General features: G+C 64.0%; 18 protein-coding genes. 12 read left to right on the plus strand and 6 right to left on the minus strand.

Annotated features, from left to right (window positions below; all coding sequences use genetic code 11):
• Positions 1 to 8: 8 nt before the first annotated feature.
• Positions 9 to 881 carry a hypothetical protein gene (locus AB6809_RS06500; RefSeq protein ID WP_029967551.1) on the minus strand — a complete coding sequence of 291 codons (873 nt, stop codon included), beginning with the start codon at positions 879 to 881 and terminating at the stop codon, positions 9 to 11.
• A gap of 146 nt (positions 882 to 1,027) precedes the next feature.
• The gene (locus tag AB6809_RS06505) at positions 1,028 to 1,783 is read right to left on the minus strand and encodes an SDR family oxidoreductase (RefSeq protein ID WP_371026107.1); all 756 of its coding nucleotides are present in this window, start codon (positions 1,781 to 1,783) and stop codon (positions 1,028 to 1,030) included.
• 503 nt (positions 1,784 to 2,286) lie between these two features.
• Between AB6809_RS06505 and AB6809_RS06510 the strand changes: the two genes are divergently transcribed.
• The 5 genes from AB6809_RS06510 (at position 2,287) to AB6809_RS06530 (ending at position 7,835) form a co-directional block, all read left to right on the plus strand.
• Positions 2,287 to 3,798, plus strand: coding sequence for a sugar ABC transporter ATP-binding protein (locus tag AB6809_RS06510; RefSeq protein WP_371026108.1), 1,512 nt, complete (start codon positions 2,287 to 2,289; stop codon positions 3,796 to 3,798).
• A 16-nt stretch (positions 3,799 to 3,814) separates the two neighbouring features.
• Positions 3,815 to 4,840, plus strand: a complete 1,026-nt coding sequence (locus AB6809_RS06515; RefSeq protein WP_006051220.1) for an ABC transporter permease — start codon at positions 3,815 to 3,817, stop codon at positions 4,838 to 4,840.
• 93 nt (positions 4,841 to 4,933) lie between these two features.
• Positions 4,934 to 5,875 carry an ABC transporter substrate-binding protein gene (locus AB6809_RS06520; protein ID WP_053858461.1) on the plus strand — a complete coding sequence of 314 codons (942 nt, stop codon included), beginning with the start codon at positions 4,934 to 4,936 and terminating at the stop codon, positions 5,873 to 5,875.
• A 54-nt stretch (positions 5,876 to 5,929) separates the two neighbouring features.
• Positions 5,930 to 7,228, plus strand: a complete 1,299-nt coding sequence (locus tag AB6809_RS06525) for an L-fuconate dehydratase (protein ID WP_107706802.1) — start codon at positions 5,930 to 5,932, stop codon at positions 7,226 to 7,228.
• A 100-nt stretch (positions 7,229 to 7,328) separates the two neighbouring features.
• The gene (locus tag AB6809_RS06530; protein WP_029967545.1) at positions 7,329 to 7,835 is read left to right on the plus strand and encodes a M48 family metallopeptidase; all 507 of its coding nucleotides are present in this window, start codon (positions 7,329 to 7,331) and stop codon (positions 7,833 to 7,835) included.
• Positions 7,836 to 7,839: 4 nt separating this feature from the next.
• Here AB6809_RS06530 and AB6809_RS06535 read toward each other — a convergent pair whose 3' ends face one another.
• Positions 7,840 to 10,188, minus strand: coding sequence for an FdhF/YdeP family oxidoreductase (locus AB6809_RS06535; RefSeq protein WP_371026109.1), 2,349 nt, complete (start codon positions 10,186 to 10,188; stop codon positions 7,840 to 7,842).
• A 165-nt stretch (positions 10,189 to 10,353) separates the two neighbouring features.
• Between AB6809_RS06535 and AB6809_RS06540 the strand changes: the two genes are divergently transcribed.
• Positions 10,354 to 11,787 carry a PLP-dependent aminotransferase family protein gene (locus AB6809_RS06540; RefSeq protein WP_371026110.1) on the plus strand — a complete coding sequence of 478 codons (1,434 nt, stop codon included), beginning with the start codon at positions 10,354 to 10,356 and terminating at the stop codon, positions 11,785 to 11,787.
• A 62-nt stretch (positions 11,788 to 11,849) separates the two neighbouring features.
• A complete protein-coding gene (locus AB6809_RS06545; protein ID WP_371026111.1) occupies positions 11,850 to 12,179 on the plus strand; it encodes a helix-turn-helix domain-containing protein in 330 nt (109 codons plus the stop codon).
• A 24-nt stretch (positions 12,180 to 12,203) separates the two neighbouring features.
• Here the strand turns inward: AB6809_RS06545 and AB6809_RS06550 are convergent, their stop codons facing one another.
• On the minus strand, positions 12,204 to 12,698 hold the full coding sequence (locus AB6809_RS06550) for a lysozyme inhibitor LprI family protein (protein ID WP_371026112.1): 495 nt from the start codon (positions 12,696 to 12,698) through the stop codon (positions 12,204 to 12,206).
• 250 nt (positions 12,699 to 12,948) lie between these two features.
• Here AB6809_RS06550 and AB6809_RS06555 point away from each other — a divergent pair, with 250 nt between their 5' ends.
• The 5 genes from AB6809_RS06555 (at position 12,949) to AB6809_RS06575 (ending at position 18,900) form a co-directional block, all read left to right on the plus strand.
• On the plus strand, positions 12,949 to 15,246 hold the full coding sequence (locus AB6809_RS06555; protein WP_006051228.1) for a bifunctional diguanylate cyclase/phosphodiesterase: 2,298 nt from the start codon (positions 12,949 to 12,951) through the stop codon (positions 15,244 to 15,246).
• 109 nt (positions 15,247 to 15,355) lie between these two features.
• Positions 15,356 to 16,756 carry an FAD-containing oxidoreductase gene (locus AB6809_RS06560; protein WP_371026113.1) on the plus strand — a complete coding sequence of 467 codons (1,401 nt, stop codon included), beginning with the start codon at positions 15,356 to 15,358 and terminating at the stop codon, positions 16,754 to 16,756.
• Positions 16,757 to 16,942: 186 nt separating this feature from the next.
• Positions 16,943 to 17,518 carry a TMEM175 family protein gene (locus AB6809_RS06565; protein ID WP_371026114.1) on the plus strand — a complete coding sequence of 192 codons (576 nt, stop codon included), beginning with the start codon at positions 16,943 to 16,945 and terminating at the stop codon, positions 17,516 to 17,518.
• Between the two features lie 2 nt (positions 17,519 to 17,520).
• Complete coding sequence (locus AB6809_RS06570) at positions 17,521 to 18,327, plus strand: hypothetical protein (RefSeq protein WP_371026116.1); 807 nt, start codon at positions 17,521 to 17,523, stop codon at positions 18,325 to 18,327.
• Between the two features lie 84 nt (positions 18,328 to 18,411).
• Positions 18,412 to 18,900 carry a metallophosphoesterase family protein gene (locus AB6809_RS06575; RefSeq protein ID WP_371026117.1) on the plus strand — a complete coding sequence of 163 codons (489 nt, stop codon included), beginning with the start codon at positions 18,412 to 18,414 and terminating at the stop codon, positions 18,898 to 18,900.
• Positions 18,901 to 18,986: 86 nt separating this feature from the next.
• Here the strand turns inward: AB6809_RS06575 and proP are convergent, their stop codons facing one another.
• Positions 18,987 to 20,489 carry a glycine betaine/L-proline transporter ProP gene (gene proP / locus AB6809_RS06580; RefSeq protein ID WP_371026118.1) on the minus strand — a complete coding sequence of 501 codons (1,503 nt, stop codon included), beginning with the start codon at positions 20,487 to 20,489 and terminating at the stop codon, positions 18,987 to 18,989.
• A 792-nt stretch (positions 20,490 to 21,281) separates the two neighbouring features.
• Positions 21,282 to 21,557, minus strand: coding sequence for an oxidative damage protection protein (locus AB6809_RS06585; RefSeq protein ID WP_006051234.1), 276 nt, complete (start codon positions 21,555 to 21,557; stop codon positions 21,282 to 21,284).
• Between the last annotated feature and the right edge of the window lie 59 nt (positions 21,558 to 21,616).

Consider the following 21,616-nt stretch of genomic DNA (forward strand, 5'->3'; position numbering starts at 1 on the left):
CTTCAGATTCACAGCGCACCAGCCAGCCACAGCGCGACGTTGACCGAATAGCGGTGAACGTCGCGCAACGCTTGCGGCTCGCTCTGCATCGTGTTTCCAGGAGGCTCGCTCACAAAGCTCGGGCAACCGAGTCGCGCATCCCAGTTGTAGTCGGCAAAATGATGAAAGGTACTTTGCGCGACTGCCGGACCTCCGCGGACCGAAGGTTCGAATGCGACTGCAAGATTGAAACTCTTGCCCGTTGCTTTGCTCTTGCCTCGTGCGATCACTCGGGCGGGTTCGTCCTCAGGAGCCTCGACGGCGCCTTCATGCGGATGTGCCGGCAGGAACCGGATTGCGCCGCCGGGAGAATCGGGGTCCGCTAATACGGGATGCGTGGGGCCCACGATCGCGATTTCCTGGAAGTCTCCGTTTCTGCCCGAGTGAAAATTGGGCCACGAGATGTGGGTCGAGAACGGGTCGTCGGCCACATGTCGCGATGGGTCGGGGTGCCGATTGCGCGTGTGAAAATGGTGCGCCTTGCCCACTCCGCCTAACGTGCAGAGTGAACTGCCCACATCCATGTGATCCCTCGTGACCAGCAGGCCGCGGCCCGCGCGTCGGAATCGCGTGATTCCCTCGCAATCTTCCGAGGTTAGACCGTCGCCTTCGTCGACGGCAAACAACCACAACTCGTCGAACTCGCTCTCATCGAGACGCGAAAGAATCGGGTCCGGCTCCCCGAGCCGCTCGCGGTCGCGAGCAACGACATTGAAGGCCACGCGCCCTTCGGGATCTCGATACGTCCGCAGCAATTCCGCGAGGCGGCTGAATCGCGCAATCGACCAGTCGTTGCTGCTGGGCAGGATGGTCGTTTGAAGCAGGATCTGGATGGTACGCATGATGGTGAATGAGTATGTCGGGACGAGGCGACCAATCGTAGCGCGGAACTGGCCGCCAGGTAGGCGTTAGATGAAGGCGGCTCTGAAATGCGTGCGCCCGGGCGAGAGCCGCCCGGGCAGGATTCGACGCGCACGCCAGTAATGTTTCAGGCTCCGGCCTGCGAGTGACGCAGCCATTCGTCCAGGCCGATGCGGCCCAAGCGCGCGTCGCCCAACGGCACCAGCGACTGGTCGTCGACCAGGCCGCCGAAGTATCGGGCCTCCGGGTCTCTCACGACCTCGCGCGGATCGCCGGCGGCCTTCAGATAGCGGGCGATGATTTCGTTGAACGGCGCTTTTTCCGGGCCGGCAATCTCGACGATGCCGTTGCGCGGCGCCGCAAGCGCCACGTCGGCCACGATCGCGGCAACGTCGTCAGCCGCGATGGGCTGAAACAGGCCGGGCGACACCCTGATGACGTTTCCATCCGCACCCGACTCGGCGATGCCGCCGAGGAACTCCAGGAACTGCGTCGAGCGGATCACGGTGTAGGGGATGCCGGATTTCACGATCAGCTTTTCCTGCGCGACCTTGGCGCGGAAATAGCCGTTCTCCGGCGTCCGCTCGATTCCGACGATGGACAGCGCGACATGATGCTGGACGCCCGCCGCTGCCTCAGCCGCAAGAAGATTGCGGGTGGAAACCTCGAAGAACTCCAGCACGGCCTTGTCTTCGAACGACGGTGAATTGGCGAGATCGATCACCACCTGCGCGCCGGCCAGCGCTTCGTTGAGTCCCTCTCCGGTGATGCTGTTGATACCGCTTCTGGGCGACGCAGCGACGACCTCGTGGCCGTTCTCGCGCAGAATGGCGACAGCCTTCGAGCCGATCAGGCCGGTGCCTCCGATCACGACGATTTTCATGATTGCTGTCCTTTATCGATCATTCGACACCCCATTCGGGTTCGAATGCAGTTGAGGAAAGATCAGGGACGGTTCCCTGCCCTGAGCACGCGCTACGCTCGTTGAATCACATCACGATCATAGGCGGGCCCTGCCTGCTGCGGTAGGCATGCATGGAGACACATGGCGTTGCCGGCCCGGCACCAATCAGGGAACGGATCGGCAGGGGATCACGACCGAACGAAACCTGTAGAAGCGGTGTTTGCGGAGGCAGGCTTGTCTGAAAAATCCCAAACTCTGCACAAACGACCCCCGTAACCACTCCAGACACCCGGGAATGCCTGCACTTGAGCCGCTGCCTTCGCGCGTCGTAGAATCGTCGCACATCGGTTTGGGGGTCCAGCAATGTGCCTGGCTTCTCGTTGCGATTTAAGACGAACCACCGCGCGCCGTCCGGCGCTTTCGCGCTCCGCCTGCCGGGTTGAGGCGAGCGTTTGCCGTGCAGCCGTCGTCGGCGTCGCGCCATGACCCCGCTGATTTCCGTCAAAAAGCTCAGCAAGAGCTTTCCCGGCGTGCGGGCGCTTCACGACGTCCAGTTCGAACTGATGGCGGGCGAAGTCCACGCGCTGATGGGCGAGAACGGCGCCGGCAAATCGACGCTGATGAAAATCCTCGCCGGCGTGTACACGCGCGATTCCGGCGAAATCCTGGTTGGCGGCGAGCCGGCCGAATTCCTGAGCCCGCGCGACGCGCAAGCCGCGGGCGTCGGCATCATTCATCAGGAACTCCAACTGATGAATCACCTCACGGTCGCGCAGAACATCTTCATCGGCCGTGAGCCGCGCGGGCGGCTCGGCCTCTTTCTCGACGAAGACAAACTCAACATCGCGGCGCGCGAAATTCTGTCGCGCATGCATGTGAATCTCGATCCGCGCGCGATGGTCGGCGAGCTGACCGTGGCGAGCCAGCAGATGGTGGAGATCGCCAAGGCGTTGTCGTTCGACTCGCGCGTGCTCATCATGGACGAGCCCACGTCCGCGCTCAACGACGCCGAAATCGCCGAGCTGTTTCGCATCATTCGCGAACTGAAGGCGCGGGGCGTCGGCATCGTCTACATCTCGCACAAGATGGACGAACTGAAGCAGATCGCCGACCGCGTCACCGTGCTGCGCGACGGCGAATATGTCGCCACCGTCGACGCCGCGAACACGACCGTCGAGGCGATCATCGGCATGATGGTCGGACGCACCTTGAGCGACGCAACGCCCGCCGCGCGCGATGCGGCGCAAGGCGAGACCGCGCTCGAAGTCAGGCATCTGAACGCCGGGCCGCTCGTGCGCGATGTGAGCTTCACGTTGCGCCAGGGCGAGATACTCGGCTTTGCCGGTTTGATGGGCGCGGGCCGCACCGAGGTCGCGCGCGCGGTGTTCGGCGCGGACCCCGTCGAGTCCGGCGAAATCTTCGTGAAGGGCGCGAAAGCGTCGATTAAAAATCCAAGCGATGCGGTCGCGCACGGCATCGGCTATCTCTCCGAAGACCGCAAGCGCTTCGGGCTTGCAACGGGCATGGACGTCGAGTCGAACATCGTCATGTCGAACCTGCGCAATTTCCTGTCGCTCAACTTCTTTTTGCGCCGCGCGCGGATGCGCCGCCGCGCGAGTCATTTCATCAATCTGCTGGCAATCCGCACGCCGTCGGCGAGTCAGGAAGTGCGGCTCCTGTCCGGCGGCAACCAGCAGAAGATCGTCATCGCCAAGTGGCTGGAGCGCGACTGCGACGTGCTGTTCTTCGACGAACCCACGCGCGGCATCGATGTCGGCGCAAAAAGCGAGATCTACAAACTGCTGCGCTCGCTCGCGGACGAGGGCAAGGCGATCGTGATGATCTCGTCGGAGCTGCCGGAGATTCTGCGCATGAGCGACCGCATCGTTGTGATGTGCGAGGGCCGCATTACCGGCGAACTCAGCGCGAAAGAAGCGACGCAGGAGCGCATCATGCATCTGGCCACGCAGCGCCAAACCCTGAAAGCGGCGTGAGCCGCGAGAGGACGCTATGACAGTGCAATCCGATTCCTCCGCGCTCACCGGCGCGCGGCGCCTGAGCGGCCTGAAGGCCCGCATCTTCTCGCCGACGGCGTTGCAAAAGATGCTCGCCTTCGCGAGCCTCATTCTGCTGCTGGTGTTTTTCAGCTTCGCGTCGCCGGCATTCATGCAGATGGACAACATCCTCGGCATTCTGCAGGCGACGGCGGTCAACGGCGTGCTCGCCATTGCGTCGACCTTCGTCATCATCACGGGCGGCATCGATCTGTCGGTCGGCACGTTGATGACCTTTACCGCGGTGATTTGCGGCGTGTTCCTCACGTATTGGCATCTGCCGATGTGGCTCGGCGTGCTCGCGGCCATCGGCACGGGCGCGATCTGCGGGACGATCTCCGGCACGCTCACCGCGAAGATGAAAATCCCGCCGTTCATCGCGACGCTCGGCATGATGCTGCTGCTCAAGGGACTGTCGCTCGTGGTGTCGGCGGACAAGCCGATCTATTTCACCGACACCGAAAACTTCTACATGATTTCGCAGGACTCGCTGATCGGCTATTTCGTGCCGAGCCTGCCGATTCCGAACGCGGTGCTGATCCTGTTCTTCCTCGCGATCGCCAGCTCGATCACGCTCAATCGCACGGCGCTCGGCCGCTACACGTTCGCGCTGGGCAGCAACGAAGAGGCGGTGCGGCTGTCAGGCGTGAACGTCGACCGCTGGAAGATCGCCATTTATGGCCTTGGCGGTGCGATTTGCGGCATCGCGGGTCTGCTCATCGCGTCGCGTCTGAACTCGGCGCAGCCGGCGCTCGGCCAGGGCTACGAGCTCGAAGCGATCGCGGCGGTCGTGATCGGCGGCACGTCGCTGTCGGGCGGCTCGGGGACGATACTCGGCACGATCATCGGCGCATTCATCATGAGCGTGCTGACCAATGGCTTGCGCATCATGTCCGTCGCCCAGGAATGGCAGATCGTGGTGACGGGCCTCATCATCATTCTCGCGGTCTACGCCGACATCCTGCGGCGCAGAAAGCGCTGAGCACGCGCCGGACAATATCAACAAGGGAGGCGCGACAACGCTTCCCCGACGACTGTAGAAGAAGAAGGTCCACACCTTAGGAGGAGAAAGTCCATGTTGAATCGGAAAGCATTCGGCGTCGTGCTCGGCGTGAGCGCGCTCATCGGCGGGGCGAATCTCGCTCATGCCGACGACGTTTATATCCCGCTTATTTCGAAGGGTTTCCAGCATCAGTTCTGGCAGGCCGTCAAAGCCGGCGCGGAGCAGGGCGCGAAGGAACACAAGGTCAGAATCACATTCGAAGGCCCGGAAACCGAGGCGATGGTCGACAAGCAGATCGACATGCTCTCTGCCGCGCTCGCGAAAAAACCGCAAGCCATCGGCATTGCCGCGCTCGATAGCAAGGCGGCCATTCCGCTGTTGAGACGCGCGCAGTCGGCGAAGATTCCGGTGATCGCATTCGACTCCGGCGTGGACAGCGACATCCCGCTCACGACCTGCTCGACCGACAATCTCGCCGCCGCCGCGCTCGCCGCCGACAAGATGGCCGACGCGATCGGCAATGCGGGCGACGTCGGCGTGATCGTGCACGATCAGACGAGCCGCACGGGCATCGACCGGCGCGACGGCTTCGTGAACCAGATGAAGAGCAAGCATCCGAACGTGAAGATCGTGTCCGTGCAATACGGCGGCGGCGACCACCTGAAATCCGCGGAGATCGCCAAGGCGATGATTCAGGCGAACCCGAACCTGAAGGGCATTTTCGGCGCGAACGAAGGTTCCGCGGAAGGCGCGGCAATCGGCGTCAAGGAGTCGGGCAAGAAGCTCGTGCTGATCGGCTACGACTCGGGCAAGGAGCAGAAGGACGACATCAATTCCGGCCTGATGGCGGGCGCGATCACGCAGAACCCGATCGGCATCGGCAAATGCGTGGTGGATTCCGCGGTAAAGGCGCTCAAGGGCGAGAAGCTGCCGAAGAAAGTCGATACCGGCTTTTACTGGTACGACAAGAGCAACATGAACGATCCGAAGATCGCGGCGGTGCTCTACGATTGATCGTCGCCCGAATGCAGCCGTCGAGGAGCGTGTGACATGACCACCAGTACCACGATCACTACCATCACCCGGCTGTCGGTGCGGGACATTCGCTTTCCGACGTCGCGCTCGCTCGACGGCTCCGACGCAATGAACGCCGCGCCCGATTATTCGGCCACTTACGTGACGCTCGAAACGGACGCGCCGCAAGCGCTCGTGGGTCATGGCCTGACGTTCACGATCGGGCGCGGCAATGAAATCTGCGTGAGGGCGGTGGAGGCGCTCGCGCCGCTCGTCGTCGGCAAAACGCTCGAGGAGATTGCCGCGAACATGGGCGCGTTCTGGCGCGCGCTGACGTCGGACAGCCAGTTGCGCTGGATCGGTCCGGACAAGGGCGCGATCCATCTGGCCACCGCGGCGGTCGTCAATGCCGTGTGGGACCTGTGGGCGAAAGCGGAAGGCAAGCCGGTGTGGAAACTGCTCGTCGACATGAGCCCCGAAGAGCTCGTGCGCTGTCTCGACTTTCGCTATGTGACGGACGTCATCACGCCGCACGAGGCGATCGCGATGCTGCATCGTCACGCGGCGACCAAGGCCGTGCGCGAGAAGGAAATGCTCGCGCAAGGCTACCCGGCTTACACGACCTCGGCGGGCTGGCTCGGGTACGACGACGACAAGATTCGCCGCCTCGCGCGCGAAGGCGTCGCGCAGGGCTGGACGCATTTCAAGCAGAAGGTCGGCGGCAATCTGGATGAAGACATGCGCCGCGCCCGCATTTTGCGCGAGGAAATCGGCCCCGGCCGCAAGCTGATGATGGACGCGAACCAGGTGTGGGACGTCGATGAAGCCATCGCCAACATGCGGCATCTCGCGCAATTCGATCCGTGGTGGATCGAGGAGCCGACGAGCCCCGACGACATTCTCGGTCACGCGGCGATTCGCGCGCGGCTCGCACCGATCGGCGTGGCGACCGGCGAGCACTGTCATAACCGCGTGATGTTCAAGCAGTTGCTGCAGGCGCATGCGATCGACTTTTGCCAGGTCGACAGTTGCCGGCTGGGCGGTCTGAACGAAGTGATCGTCGTGCTGCTGATGGCGGCGAAGTTCGGCGTGCCGGTGTGTCCGCACGCGGGCGGCGTCGGTTTATGCGAGTACGTCCAGCATATTTCGCTGTTCGACTATATCTGCGTGTCGGCGTCGCTGGAAAATCGCGTGCTCGAATACGTGGATCATTTGCACGAGCATTTCGTCGATCCTGTCGTGATCCGCAACGGCCGTTATATGCCGCCGCAGCGTCCGGGCTACAGCATCGAGATTCACGCGGACTCGCTCGATCAGCATGATTTTCCTGGCGGCGCCGCCTGGCGCATCTGATGCACGCGAGGCAAGGGGAGAGACGGCCGTGTAAACTCGCCGTTTAGCGACCTGCTTGCGAAGTATTCGACACGCAGGCCGCCCACGCCAGGCCACGACCATGCATCATCATTTGAAATACCTGAGCGGCTATCCGCCCGCGCTGCTCGACAAAGTCACCAAGCTCATCGCCGACGATCAACTCGGCGCATACCTCGCTGCCCGCTATCCGAATACGCATGACGTGCAAACCGACCGTGCGCTCTACACGTATTGCGCGGAATTGAAGCGCGAGCATTTGCGCAGCGCGGAGCAGATCGACAAGGTCACGTACGACAGCAAGCTCGACGTGATGCGCCACGCGTTGGGCCTGCACACGAGCATCTCGCGTGTGCAGGGCGGCAAGCTGAAGGCGAAGAAGGAAATCCGCATCGCGTCGTTATTCAAAAACGCGGCGCCGGAGTTTCTGAAGATGATCGTGGTGCATGAACTCGCGCATCTGAAGGAAAGCGATCACAACAAGGCGTTTTACCGCCTCTGCGAGTTCATGCAGCCGGGCTACCATCAGTTCGAATTCGATCTGCGGCTTCACCTCACGCATCGCGCGTTGGCGAAGGCGCAGACCTGATGCGTCAGGCCGCGACGGCCTCGAGCGCCGACGCCTTCAACAACACGGGAATCGACTTCGAAGTCGGCGTGCCCGCGCCGTCCGCAACCGACGACAGCGGCACGAGCGGATTCGTCTCCGGATAGTAAGCGCCGAGGCAGCCGCGCGGAATGTCGTATTCGACCAGCAAAAAACCATCCGCGTGACGCTCGATGCCGTCGGCCCACACGCTCGTGATGTCCACGCGCTGTCCGGCCGCGAAACCCAGCATCGCGATGTCGTCCTTGTTGGCGAACAGCACGCGCCGCTGTCCGTATACGCCGCGATAACGGTCGTCGAGCCCGTAAATCGTCGTGTTGTACTGATCGTGCGAACGCGTCGTCATCAGCGTCATCAGGCGGTCGCCATGCTGCTCGCGCGCGCGATGAATCGGCGTGTCGAGCGCGATGGCATGCACGAGGAACTGCGCCTTGCCGCTCGGCGTTTTCCAGATCCGTTCACGCGATGCGACGCCGAGATGGAAACCGCCCGGCCGCTTCAGACGCTCGTTGTAATCGTCAAAGCCGTCGATCACTTTCGCGATGCCGTCGCGAATCAGCGCGTAGTCCGCGGCATGCGCGAGCCAGTCGACCTTGTGGCTGCCGAGCGTCGCGTGCGCCATGCGCGCGACGATCGCGATTTCGGACAGCAGGTTTTCTGAAGCCGGCTTGTTCATGCCGTACGAGATGTGCACCATGCTCATCGAATCCTCGACGCTCACGCCTTGCGCGACGCCGTTCTGCAAGTCGATCTCGGTGCGGCCGAGCGTCGGCAGAATCAGCGCATCGCGGCCATGCACGAGATGGCTGCGGTTCAGCTTCGTCGTGATGTGCACGGTGAGATCGCACGAACGCATTGCTTCCCACGTGCGCGGCGTGTCCGGCGTCGCAATCGAGAAGTTGCCGCCCAGACCGATAAACACCTTCACCTTGCGATCGAGCATCGCCTGGATCGTGTTCACGACGTCGAGCCCATGCTCGCGCGGCGGCTCGAAACCGTACACCTCGCCGAGCCGGTCGAGAAACGCCTGCGTGGGCTTTTCCTCGATGCCGACAGTGCGGTCGCCCTGCACGTTCGAATGGCCGCGCACCGGGCACAGCCCCGCGCCGCGCCGGCCGATATTGCCGCGCATCATCATCAGGTTCGACAGCAGTTGCACCGTCGCGACCGAATTCTTGTGCTGCGTGAGACCCATGCCCCACGTCGAAATCACCGCGCGGCCTTTCGCGTAGATGTCGGCGAGCTTGAGCACGTCTTCGTACGGCACGCCCGATTCCGCGACGATGGTGTCCCAGCGCTCGGCGCGCAGGTCTTGTGCGAACGCCTCGAAGCCGACCGTGTGTTCGGCGAGGAACGCAACGTCCAGCACGCGAGCCAGACCGGACGCCTGCGCCTCGTCATCGAGTTCGATCACGCGCTTGGCCACGCCTTTGATGAGCGCGAAGTCGCCGCCGACCTTCGGGCGGATAAACACCGAGCTGATTTTCGTGCTGCCCATCGTCAGCATTTCCACCGGATGCTGCGGGCTCGCGAAACGCTCCAGCCCGCGCTCCTTCAGCGGATTGATCGACACGATGGTCGCGCCGCGCTTTGCGCACTCGCGCAGTTCGCCGAGCATCCGCGGATGGTTGGTCGCCGGGTTCTGGCCGAAGATCAGCAGCGTGTCCGCGTGTTCGAAGTCGTCGAGCGTGACCGTGCCTTTGCCGATGCCGACCGTGTGCGGCAAGCCGCGGCTCGTCGCTTCGTGGCACATGTTCGAGCAATCGGGGAAATTGTTGGTGCCGTACATCCGCACGAACAACTGGTACAGAAACGCGGCTTCGTTGCTTGCGCGGCCCGACGTGTAGAACGCGGCCTGGTCCGGATCGTCAAGGCGCTTCAGATGGCTCGCGATCAGATCGAACGCTTCGTCCCAGCCGATCGGCACGTAACGGTCGCTCATCGCGTCGTAGACGAGCGGGTCGGTCAGGCGGCCGTGCTGTTCGAGTTCGAAGTCGGACTGCGTCATGAGTTCGGCGACCGTATGCTCCGCGAAGAACGCGGGCGTCACGCGCTTGCTGGTCGCCTCGGCGGCGACCGCCTTCACGCCGTTCTCGCAGAACTCGAACGTGGACGCATGCTCGCGGTCGGGCCACGCGCAGCCCGGACAGTCGAAGCCGTCCGGCTGATTCTGCTTGAGCAGCGTGCGGTAATTGCCGCCCGTGACCTTTTCCTTGATCAGGTTGATGGCGACGTACTTGAGCGCGCCCCAGCCGGCCGCCGGGTGCGTGTACGGCTCGATGCGGGCGCCGCTGGTGTCGGCGCCTGATTTATTGCGGATGTCGGTGTTCTTCATGATGTTGCCGCGCGTGGTCTTGTCATGGCTTTTCGGCCGATGTTCCAAGACTACTGTGTTCCAATCGCAGTGCAGCATACAGAAAAACAAAAAGGGAAGGGATACAGTTCTTGCGTTTTGTCATAGACTGGCGCGCGAGATATCCGTTTTCCTTGAGCCACGTCCTTGAAACTCTACGAAAAGCTCGCCGACGAAATCACCCAGTCCGTGCGCCGCGGCGTCTTCGCGGCGGGCGAGCGGATTCCGTCCGTGCGGCAGGCGAGCCAGCAGCATGGCGTGAGCATCAAGACGGTGCTGCATGCGTATGCGTTGCTGGAAAGCCGGGGCATCGTCGAAACGCGTCCGCAGTCCGGTTATTTCGTGCGCGAAGCGGCGCTGAATGCGTTCCGCCCCGAGACGCGGCGCGCGGACAGCAAAGCCGCGCCGCCCGTTGCCCCGGTTGCCGCCGAGGTCGACGTGAGCCGTCTCGTGCTCTCCACGCTGCGCAGCATCCGCGCGCACGACGCCGTGCCGTTCGGCTCACCATATCCCGACCCGTCGCTGTTTCCGTGGCGGCGCATCAATCAGTATGCGAACGCGATTGCGCGCCGTCAGGCGAGCTGGAATCTGATCGACGATCTGCCGCCCGGCAACCCCGAACTGATCCGGCAGATTGCGCGCCGTTATGCCGAGAACGGCATGCCCGTCGATCCCGGCGAGATCGTCATCACGCTCGGCGCCACCGAGGCAATCAACCTCAGCCTGCAGGCGATCGCCAAACCGGGCGACACGGTGGCCGTCGAATCGCCGACTTACTACGCGATGCTGCACGCCATCGAGCGGCTCGGCATGCGCGCGATCGAGGTGGCGACGCATCCCGTCGACGGCATCGACATCGACGCGCTCGCGCAGGTGATCGCAAGACAGAAGATCGCCGCCTGCATGGTGATGCCGAACTTCCAGAATCCGCTCGGTTTTCAGATGCCGGACGCGCGCAAGCGGCAACTCGTCGAACTGCTCGCCGCGCACCAGATTCCGGTCATCGAAAACGATGTGTATCAGGAGCTGTATTTCGGCGAGTCGCGACCGTCGACGTTGAAGAGCTTCGACACGCAGGGGCTCGTGCTGCATTGCGCGTCGTTTTCGAAAAGCCTGACGGCGTCGTACCGGATAGGCTGGGCGCTGCCGGGCCGTTATCGCGCGCAGGTCGAGAAGCTCAAGTTTCTGAATACGCTGACGACGCCTTCGGTGCCGCAGGTCGCCGTCGCCGATTATTTGCGGCAGGACGGCTACGACCGGCATCTGCGGCATGTGCGCAAGGTTTATCGGCAGCAGGCGAGCATCATGAGCGCAATGGTGCAGCGGTTCTTTCCGGCGGGCACGCGCATCTCCGCGCCGCAAGGCGGCTATGTGCTGTGGGTGGAGTTGCCCGAGCGCGTCGATTCGATGAAGCTGTACCGGGCGGCGCTCGCGCGCGGCATCACGGTCGGGCCCGGCATGATGTTTTCGACGCGCAACGATTTTCGCCATTTCATCCGGCTCAACTACAGCTATCCGTGGACGGCTGACAGCGAGGCGGCGTTAAAGACACTCGGCGAACTGATCACGCAGATGACGTGAAGCGCCGGCATCGCTCGCACGAAAAGCAAGGCGGCCGGCGGATAAAACACAAGGAGACATGAATGGACGAAGAGGGAATCGATCCGGTGCTGCTCGCCGTGCTCGCGCAGCTTTGGCGCGCGCAAAGCGAAAGGCCCGCGCGGCAGACGCCGGGCGGCGCGTGGTCGCTCGCGAGGCTGTCGAAGCAGGCGAACGTGCCGATGAGCGCGCTGCGGCGGCAGTTGACGGCGCTCGTCGACGGCGGCCTCGTGGAGACGATGTTCGATGAGGAGGGCGCCGGCACTGCGCGTCTTACGGAGACGGGCCGCGAGTTATGCGCGGAGCTTTTCGGCGAGAGCGGAGCCGCGGAAGATGCCGCGCCTGATCCAGACACGCCGCCGAGCCTTCACTGAAGCGACGCACGGCGCAGCGCATGACTACGTTCGTCCCAACATCGCGACCCCGCAGAACCAGTCGCCGCCATGCGGCGTCTGGTGGTTCCACTGGCTGCCGTTCTGCTTGATGACGCTCGCGCACTGCTCGCCGATCACGATGCCGGGATGCGCGGCCGTGCATTGAAGCATCGTGGGATCGACGCCCGAAGCACCCATCCACACGCCCGCAATCACCTGCTCCAGTTCGCCGATGCGCGCCGCGTACCACGTCCCCAAACACTCGGCGTCGCGGCAATTCGCCTCGCGCCACGCCCACTTGCTGTCGCTGTCGACGATGAAGCCGCGCCGGTCGCTCACCGTGCGCCGCGCTTTCCAGTAGAGTCGGCCCAACGTATCGTCGAGGCGCGACAGCGCGGGATCGTTGCAGATGATCTTTTCGGCGAGCGAGCGCCCCTTGCTGCAATCGAAGCTCGCGGCTTGAGCGGACGGATGCGCGATCAGCAGCGCGGCGATCAGAAGAGGGCGGACGATTTTCATGACGGTTCACGCGATGCAGGGTTTCTCATGCAACGGATGATCGTCCGATCGCGCGTCATGCGGACGCCGGAAAAAGCAGCGGTTAGCGCAAGTGATTACCAGATATTGCCTTGCGCGACGCGTGCGGCGCCGCGATAGTGGAAGACACGGCAAATCGAAGCGCCACCTGCGGAAATCCTGTGAGTTTGACGGGTATACCCTGGTGCGCTGCTTACACAATCTTGCCGATGTTGGGTAGGGGGGCGCATATATGAACCGCGAAGCGACATCACGCATGGAGGCAGGAGCGACGCCCGATAGTTGCCGATACCGGCCGGATCTGGCCGAAGAGGTGCTGGCGTCGGAGCGCAGCGTATTGCGGCTCATCACCCGCAATACGCCGTTGCCGGAATTACTGGACGAGGTGTGTCACCGCGCGGAAGCGCTGCTCGGTTCGGGCGCGGCATGCTCGATCCTGTTGCTCGACGAAGACGGCCTGCATGTGCGGATGGGCGGCGCGCCGTCGCTGCCCGCGCACTTCAGCGCGGCAATCGACGGTGTGGCGATCGGCCCGTGCGCGGGCTCGTGCGGCACGGCCATGTACGAGCGGCGGCTCGTGGTCGTCGAGGACATTGAGACGGACCCGCTGTGGGCGGACTTCCGCGCGCTCGCGTTGCCGCTCGGCCTGCGTGCGTGCTGGTCGGTGCCGTTCGAAAACGACGCGGGCGCCGTGCTCGGCGCGTTCGCCGTCTATCATCGCGAGCCGCGCCGGCCGACCGCTCAGGAAGAGACGATGCTGCGCGACATCGGCCGCAGCGTCGGGCTCGCCGTGCATCAGGACGCGATGGCGCAACGTCTCGCGAACAGCGAGGAGCATCATCGGCTCGTCGTCGATCATCTGATCGAAGGCATCGTCGTGCAGTCGCGCGAGGGCGTCGTGCTCGCCTGCAATCCGAGCGCGCAGCGCATGCTGCGCACCGGGCCGCAAATCGTCGGGCGCAGCATTCGCACGGTGATGGTGCGCGGCTTTCACGAGGACGGCTCGCCCGTGAAGGAAGATGAGCGGCCCACCAGCCAGGTGCTCGCGACCGGCAAGCCGATGCTCGGCGTCACGCTCGCCGTCGAACTGGTGAGCGGCGAAGTCATCTGGATCACCGAAAACGTGGTGCCGATCCTGAAGCCGGGCCAAAGCAAGCCCGACTCCGTGCTGATTTCCTTCACCGATATTGGCCCCGTGCGCGAGGCGCAGCGCCAGCTCAAATTCCTCGCGACCCGCGATTCGCTCACCGGCCTCTACAACCGCGCGTATCTGACCGAGCGGATGAACAGCCTGTTCGCGCCTGGTGCGCCGAACGGCAGCGGCGAATTCGCGAACGTCGCGGTGCTGTTCGTCGATCTCGACGGTTTCAAGAAGGTCAACGACACAGCCGGTCACGAGGCCGGCGACGCGTTGCTGAAGAGCGTCGCGCAGCGGCTCGCCGGCTGCGTCGGCCCCGACGACACGCTCGCGCGCGTGGGCGGCGACGAGTTCGTGATCGTGGTCGGCGCGAGCGATTGCAGCGACCGGCTGATCGCGCTCGCCCGTCATATCCTCGACGAAATCGCGGTGCCGTTCGCGGTGGCGGACAACGAGTACTACCTGGGCGCGTCGATTGGCATCAGCCGCTTTCCCGAAGACGGCCAGGATGCGCCGACGCTGATGCGCAACGCCGACTCGGCCATGTATCACGCGAAGCAGCGAGGCCGCAACAACTTCCAGTTCTTCACCGCCGAGCTCAATCAGCAACTGCAGCGCCGCTTTGTGATCGAGCAGTCGCTGCGGCGCGCGCTCGCCGGCGGCGAACTGAGCCTCGTGTATCAGCCGATCGTCGACAGCCACGCGGGCCGCACCATCGGCGCCGAGGCGCTCTTGCGCTGGTACAACAGCGAGCTCGGCAACGTGTCGCCTGCCGAGTTCATTCCAGTCGCGGAAGACGCGGGGCTGATCGCCGAGATCGGCGAATGGGTGCTCGCGCACGCGTGCGAGCAGGCGGCGCGCTGGCGGCGCACGCTCGCGCCCGACCTGATCGTCGCGGTGAACCTGTCGCCGCGCCAGTTCAACGACGGCCTCGTCGAGCGGATCAGGCGCTGTCTCGACCAGTCCGGGCTCGACCCGGCGGCGCTCGAACTCGAAATCACCGAGCGGCTTCTGATGAGCGACAGCGACACCGTGTTGCCGATGTTGCAGACACTGAGCGCGACGGGCGTGCGTATTTCCGTCGACGACTTCGGCACCGGCTATTCGTCGCTGTCGTATCTGAAGCGCTTTCCGCTGCATAACCTGAAGATCGACCGGTCGTTCGTCGCGGGCTTGCCGGATCATCGCGATTCGATTGCGATCACGCAGGCGGTGGTGGCGATGGCGCATTCGCTCGGCATGAACGTCACCGCGGAAGGCGTGGAAACGCCCGAGCAGGCGGCGTTTCTGCGCTCGATCGATTGCGACAAGCAGCAGGGCTATCTGTACAGCCGGCCAGTCGGCGCGAGCGCTTATGCGCGGGCGTTGGCGGATGCGTATGCGGCGACGTGAGAGGTGACAAGCGCGGTGACGTGAGCGGTGACATGAGCGTCGACATGAGCGCGGCGGCGACTGGGCGTAAGATGCAACGACCCGCACGCGAGCCGCAAGGAGAGTCGTCATGGCACAGCACTTCGACGCAGTTGTGATCGGCACCGGACAAGGCGGCCCGCCGCTTGCCGTGCGTCTTGCCGAAAGCGGCCGGCGCACGGCGGTTATCGAACGCGCGGCGTTCGGCGGGACGTGCGTGAACGTCGGCTGCACGCCGACCAAGGCTTATGTGGCGAGCGCGCGCGCGGCGCACGTCGCGCGCCACGCGGCGCGGCTCGGCGTGCTGGTGAGCGGTTCGGTCAACGTCGATCTGTCGGCGGTGAAGGCGCGCAAGGACAAGATCATCGGGCAGTCGCGCGACGGCGTCGAACAATGGCTGCGCGGCACCGAAAACGTGACGGTGTTCAACGGCCATGCGCGCTTCACGGGCGCGCATACGGTTTCCGTCAGCGGACCGGACGGCGCGCTGCTGCATGAAATCAGCGCCGACGAAATTTTCCTCAATACCGGCACGCGCGCTGTGGTGCCGCGGCTCGAAGGCATCGAGCGAATCCGCTATTACACCAACTCCAGTCTGCTCGAGCTTACCGAGTTGCCGAGCCGGCTCGTGATCGTCGGCGGCAGTTATATCGCGCTCGAATTCGCGCAGGTGTTTCGCCGCTTCGGCAGCGAAGTGATCGTGCTGGTGCGCGGCGAGCGGGTGCTCACGCGCGAGGACGCCGATCTTGCCGAGTCCGTGCAGCAGGTGCTGGCCCGCGAAGGCGTCGAGTTCCGCTTCGGCGTGCAGCCTTCGCGCGTCGAGCCGCATCCGCATCGCGAGAACGAAGTGTGCATCGGCTTCGAGCAGAACGTGCCGGCGCTCGAGGCGTCGCATCTGCTGTTCGCGACCGGCCGCGAACCGAATACCGACGACCTCGGCTTGGCCGCCGCCGGCATCGAGACCGACCGGCACGGCACGATTCCCGTCGACGGCCAACTGCGCACCAACGTGCCGGGCGTGTGGGCGATCGGCGACATCAACGGACGCGGCGCGTTCACGCATACGTCCTACGACGACTACCAGATCGTCGCGGCCAATCTACTCGACGGCGGCGCGCGCACGGTCGACACGCGCATCATGGCGTATGCGGTATTCGTCGATCCGCCGCTTGCGCGCGTCGGGCTTTCCGAGGACGACGTGCGCAAAAGCGGCCGCGACGCGCTGATCGCGACGATGCCGATGTCGCGCGTCGGCCGCGCGCGCGAACGCGGCGAAACCGACGGCTTCATGAAGGTGCTCGTCGACGCGCGCAGCAAGCAGATTCTCGGCGCGGCGATCCACGGCATAGAAGGCGACGAGGCGATCCATACGTTCATCGACATCATGACGGCGGGCGCGCCGTATCCGACCTTGCAATACGCGATGCATATCCACCCGACCATCAGCGAATTGATTCCTACGCTGCTCGACGGTCTGAAGCCTTTGGAATAGCGCGGCTCGAAAGAGGCGGATTGCAAGAGGCCGATCTCAAGACGTGGATCGACAACGCGTTGCGGCATCGCGGATAATCGCGAGCGGCGCGGGCCGTGCGTGCGATGTATGCGCGCGGTCCGCATTCAGCCTGCATTGAATCCGCATTGAACCCGCATTCAACCGCATTCACTCGAGGAACCGCCGATGGGCAAGGGACGCGTCGAAGCCTTCAGCGATGGCGTGATCGCCATCATCATCACGATCATGGTGCTGGAAATCAAAGTACCGGAAGGCTTCGACCTCGCCGCGCTGCGGCCGCTCCTGCCGGTGTTCTGCGCCTATGTGCTGAGCTTCATTTACGTCGGCATCTACTGGAACAATCATCACCATCTGTTCCATGCCGTGACGAAGGTCAGCGGCGGCGTGCTGTGGGCCAATCTGCATCTGCTGTTCTGGCTGTCGCTGCTGCCCGCGGTCACGCATTGGGTCGGCGAGAACCATCTCGCTTCGTGGCCGACCGCGCTGTACGGCGTCGTGCTGTTCATGTCGGCGATCGCCTATTTCATTCTGACGCGCTTGCTCATCCGTCAGCACGGCCTCGACTCGGCGCTTGCGAAGGCGGTCGGCAACGACTTCAAGGGCAGGGTGTCGGTCGCGATCTATCTGGCGGGCATCGCGCTCGCGTTCATTGCGCCGATGATGTCGGCGGCGCTTTATACGCTCGCTGCTGCGTGGTGGCTCGTGCCGGATCGGCGGATTGAGCACGTGCTGGAAGGTTGAGCGTGCTGGCGCTCAAGCTTGCGCTCGTGCCGGCGTTCCTCGCCGCGCTGACGATGGCGGCGCGCTTGTGGGGGCCGTCGGTGGCGGGCTGGCTCGCGGGCCTGCCGGTCGTCGCCGGACCGATCGTGCTGCTGCTTGCGCTCGCGCGAGGGCCGTCGTTCGCGGCGCAGGCGTCGGTGGCGTCGATTGCGGCGATCGCCGCGTCGGAAGCCTTCAACTTTGCGTATGCGTGGAGTTGCCGCCGTTTCTCGTGGCCGCTTGCGTTGGTCGCGGGCATGAGCGGGTGGTTCGTGGCGGCGTTGTTGTTGACGCGACTGCCCGCGTCGCTCGCGTGGGCTGTCGCCGTGGCTTGCGTGGCGGTCGCGGTTTCGCAATGCGGCTTGCCACGCGCGACGGGGCAGGTGCCGGCCACGCGCGCCGGCTTCGGCGATCTCGTGGTGCGTATGCTCGCGGGCGCGTTGCTGACACTCGCGGTGACAAGCCTGGCGGCGTCGATGGGCGCGACGTGGAGCGGCTTGCTTTCCGTGTTTCCGCTGCTTGGGATGGTGCTCGCCGTGTCGGCGCAGCGCGAGCATGGACCCGATTTTGTCGCGTTGCTGATGCGCGGCATGGTGGTCGGGCGCGGCTCGTTCGCCGCGTTCTTCGCTGTGACCGCGGTGCTGCTGCCGCGCTATGGCGTGTGGTTGAGCTTCGCGTGTGCGTCGGCGGTGTGCATCGTCGTGCACGGCGCGACGCGGCGCATGCCGGATGCGAGGCGGCCCGCGCAAGAGGTGTCGCGTGAAGCTTCGTTGCGGCAGCCAGTGGATTGATTGCGCGCGCGCCGGCGAGTTACCGTCTGCGCGCGCATCGTTTGCGGTTTGCGAACCAGCCCGGGCTTCACGGATACTGTCGTCATGACTTCAGCCACACCCCATCCGCCGCCAGCCCGCATCGGCCTCATCTCCGACACGCATAACCTCGTGCGGCCCGAGGCGCTCGCGTATCTCGCGGGTTGCGACGCGATCATCCACGCCGGCGACATCTGCAACGAAGCGGTGCTCGACGCGCTCGCGCAAATCGCACTGCTCACCGTGGTGCGCGGCAATAACGACGTCGGCGAGTGGGCCGCATCGCTGCCGACGCATGCGACGCTCGCCGTGCAGCAGGTCACGATCCTCGTCGTGCACGATATCGCCGACGTGCCGGCCGATCCGCGTAAAGAAGGTATCGGCGTGGTCGTGACCGGACACTCTCACAAGCCGTCGATTAGCGAGCGCGACGGCGTGCTGTTCGTCAATCCCGGCAGCGCAGGCCCGCGGCGCTTCAAGCTGCCGGTTTCGGCCGGCATCCTCACAATCGAAGGCGCGCGGGCCGAGGCACGCGTCGATCCGCTGCTGAAATGAAAACGGGCCGGCTGCAATGCCGGCCCGTCCTGTACTACTTGCACTACTTGCGATGCTCTCAACAAGCGCCGCAGTTCGCCCTTAAATCACGCACGCGCCGTAGCGGTCGCGGCGTAGCCTTCGTCCATCTCTTCCGCTTCGCGTTCGCCGCGCAGCACGGCGTGCGCTTCCGCGCGCGTCGCCACGCACGGGCCCGAGCCGAGCAGCGGCTTGCGTGCCGTTTCGCGCAGCGCGACAACCGACACGATGCCGATCAGCGACGCGCCCATCAGGTAGTACGCGGGCATCATCAGATTGCCGGTGCGGTCGACGAGCCATGCGGTCACGAGCGGCGTCGTACCGCCGAACAGCGACACCGAAACATTGAAGCCGATGGCGAGCGCGCCGTAACGGATCTTCGTCGGGAACAGCGCCGGCAGCGCCGACGGCATCACGCCCGTAAAGCACGACAGCAGCACGCCGAGAATCATCAGCCCGCTGAACACCGGCAGCAGCGTGCCCATGCGGATCAGGAGCAGCGCCGGAATCGACAGCGCGAAGAGACCCACGCAGCCGAACAGCATCACCGGCTTGCGGCCGATCGCGTCCGACAGACGGCCGGCAGCGAGCGTCGCCGGCATCATCAGCACCATCACGAGCAGCACGATGAAGAGACCATGCGACTCGTTGAAGTGCAGCGTGGCCGACAGATAGCTCGGCAGATACGAGAGCGCCATGTAGTCGGTGACGTTGAAGATCAGCACGAGGCCGACGCACAACAGCAGCGGCTTCCATTGCTGCACGAGCAGATTGCCCAGCGACTGCTTTGGCAGCGCCTTGTCTTCGGCTTCGCGTTGCTCGGCCTGCTTCTTGAACGCGGGCGTTTCCTCGAGCTTCATGCGGATGTAAAGACCCACGAGCCCGAGCGGACCGGCGATCAGGAACGGCACACGCCAGCCCCACGACAGCAGCGCCTCGTTCGACAGCGTCGCGGTCAGCACGGCGACCGTGCCCGCGCCGAGCACGTAGCCGATCAGCGTGCCGAACTCGAGGAAGCTGCCCATGAAGCCGCGGCGCTTGTCCGTCGAAAATTCGGCGATGAAGGTCGCCGCGCCGCCGTATTCGCCGCCCGTCGAAAAGCCTTGCACGAGACGCGCGACGAGCAGCAAGGCCGGCGCGAGAATGCCGATCGACCCGTAGCTCGGAATCAGCCCGATCGCGAAGGTGCCGAGCGCCATCATGATCATGGTCATCGCCAACACGCGTTGACGGCCGATGCGGTCGCCGAGCGGGCCGAACACCATGCCGCCGACCGGCCGCACGAGGAACGCCGCGGCAAACGTGCCGAAGGTCGCGATCAACTGGGCGGACGGGTTCGACGACGGGAAGAACACTTTGCCGAGCGTCACAGCGATGTAGCTGTAGACGCCGAAATCGAACCATTCCATTGCGTTGCCGAGCGCCATGGCGCCGACGGCACGCTTGAGGAGAGACTTGTCGACGACGGTGATGTCGTCGAGAGAGAGGCGTTGTTCTTGTTTGTGATGTCGCCAGAAGCCGTTGCTGGAAGCGGTCAAGGTAAAAACTCCGATGACTGCGACGAAACTCATGATGCGTTCCGCCACGGTTGCTGGAAAGTGCAGTTTCGCAAACGGGGCAAGGCCTCTTCGCCGCGACGGCGAAAGAGCGGGCGCGCGTAAAAAGAAACGCGACGCGCAGCCAGGGCCGCAAAAGCAGCAAACGCCCGTGCCTCGCGAGCCTGGTCGCGAAAAAACACTCGTCTAGATTGTGCTGACTATTGCGCCTGCCTGGCCGTGAAGGGGGCAAGCGCATGAGGACGCGGGTGGCTGAAGCCGGACCGCACGCCACTGGAAGGCTTGAAACGAAAAAGGCCGGTGCTTTATTCGCCGCCTGGTTTGCCTCTGGGGATGACCTCAGGGCAGCTTCAGGGCAATCTCAAACGACGATACGACCGACAAGCCTTCTTGTATAAAAACTGTTCCATCGCGATGGACACGCGCAGTGCAAGCACTTGGTGTCGCAAGGTCAGAGAACGCGAATGAAGGTGAATTGCTGTTGGAACGATGCACATGTTAGCACGATGACAGAGGATCGTGCAAACCCGGTTTTGGCCGGGAGCCTTGGCGCAGGCGCGCAATCCCTTGCCCGGTGGGGGATTCAGGCGATCGCGGCGGTCTCCAGAAGGGGCTTAAAACGGTTCGAAAATGTACCGTTTGGGGAGTTTTGGGGGTGGCGCGCCGATGGTTTCGGCGCGAGTTCCGAGGCGAAAAAAATCCGCGCACGGTGGCGCGGATTTCGTCGCTGCGGTTGACGCTGCGAGAGGACGCTGATGCTGATAAAGAAACTCAGCGCTCCGCGTTCACCCGGCGCTCAACCCGCGTTCACTCGCTCGCCGGCGGCACATAACCCTGCGCCGTATCCGCGCCTTCGCCGAAGAAGAACTTTTCGGTCTGCTTCATCAGATACTGGCGCGCGCGCGGATCGGCCATATTCAGACGATTCTCGTTGATCAGCATGGTTTGCTGCTTCAACCAGGCTTGCCACGCCTCCTTGGAAATGCTTTCGTAGATCCGCTTGCCGAGTTCGCCCGGCAGCGGCGGGAAATCGAGGCCTTCGGCTTCCTTGCCGAGCTTCGCGCATTGAACCATACGAGTCATGCTGTGCTTCTCCTGTGTCGACGGGAGTCGGGTGCTTGAGCCCTTACTCCGGTCCCATG

Origin of the sequence: Paraburkholderia sp. RCC_158 (assembly GCF_041355255.1) — a bacterium.
Classification (GTDB): domain Bacteria; phylum Pseudomonadota; class Gammaproteobacteria; order Burkholderiales; family Burkholderiaceae; genus Paraburkholderia; species Paraburkholderia graminis.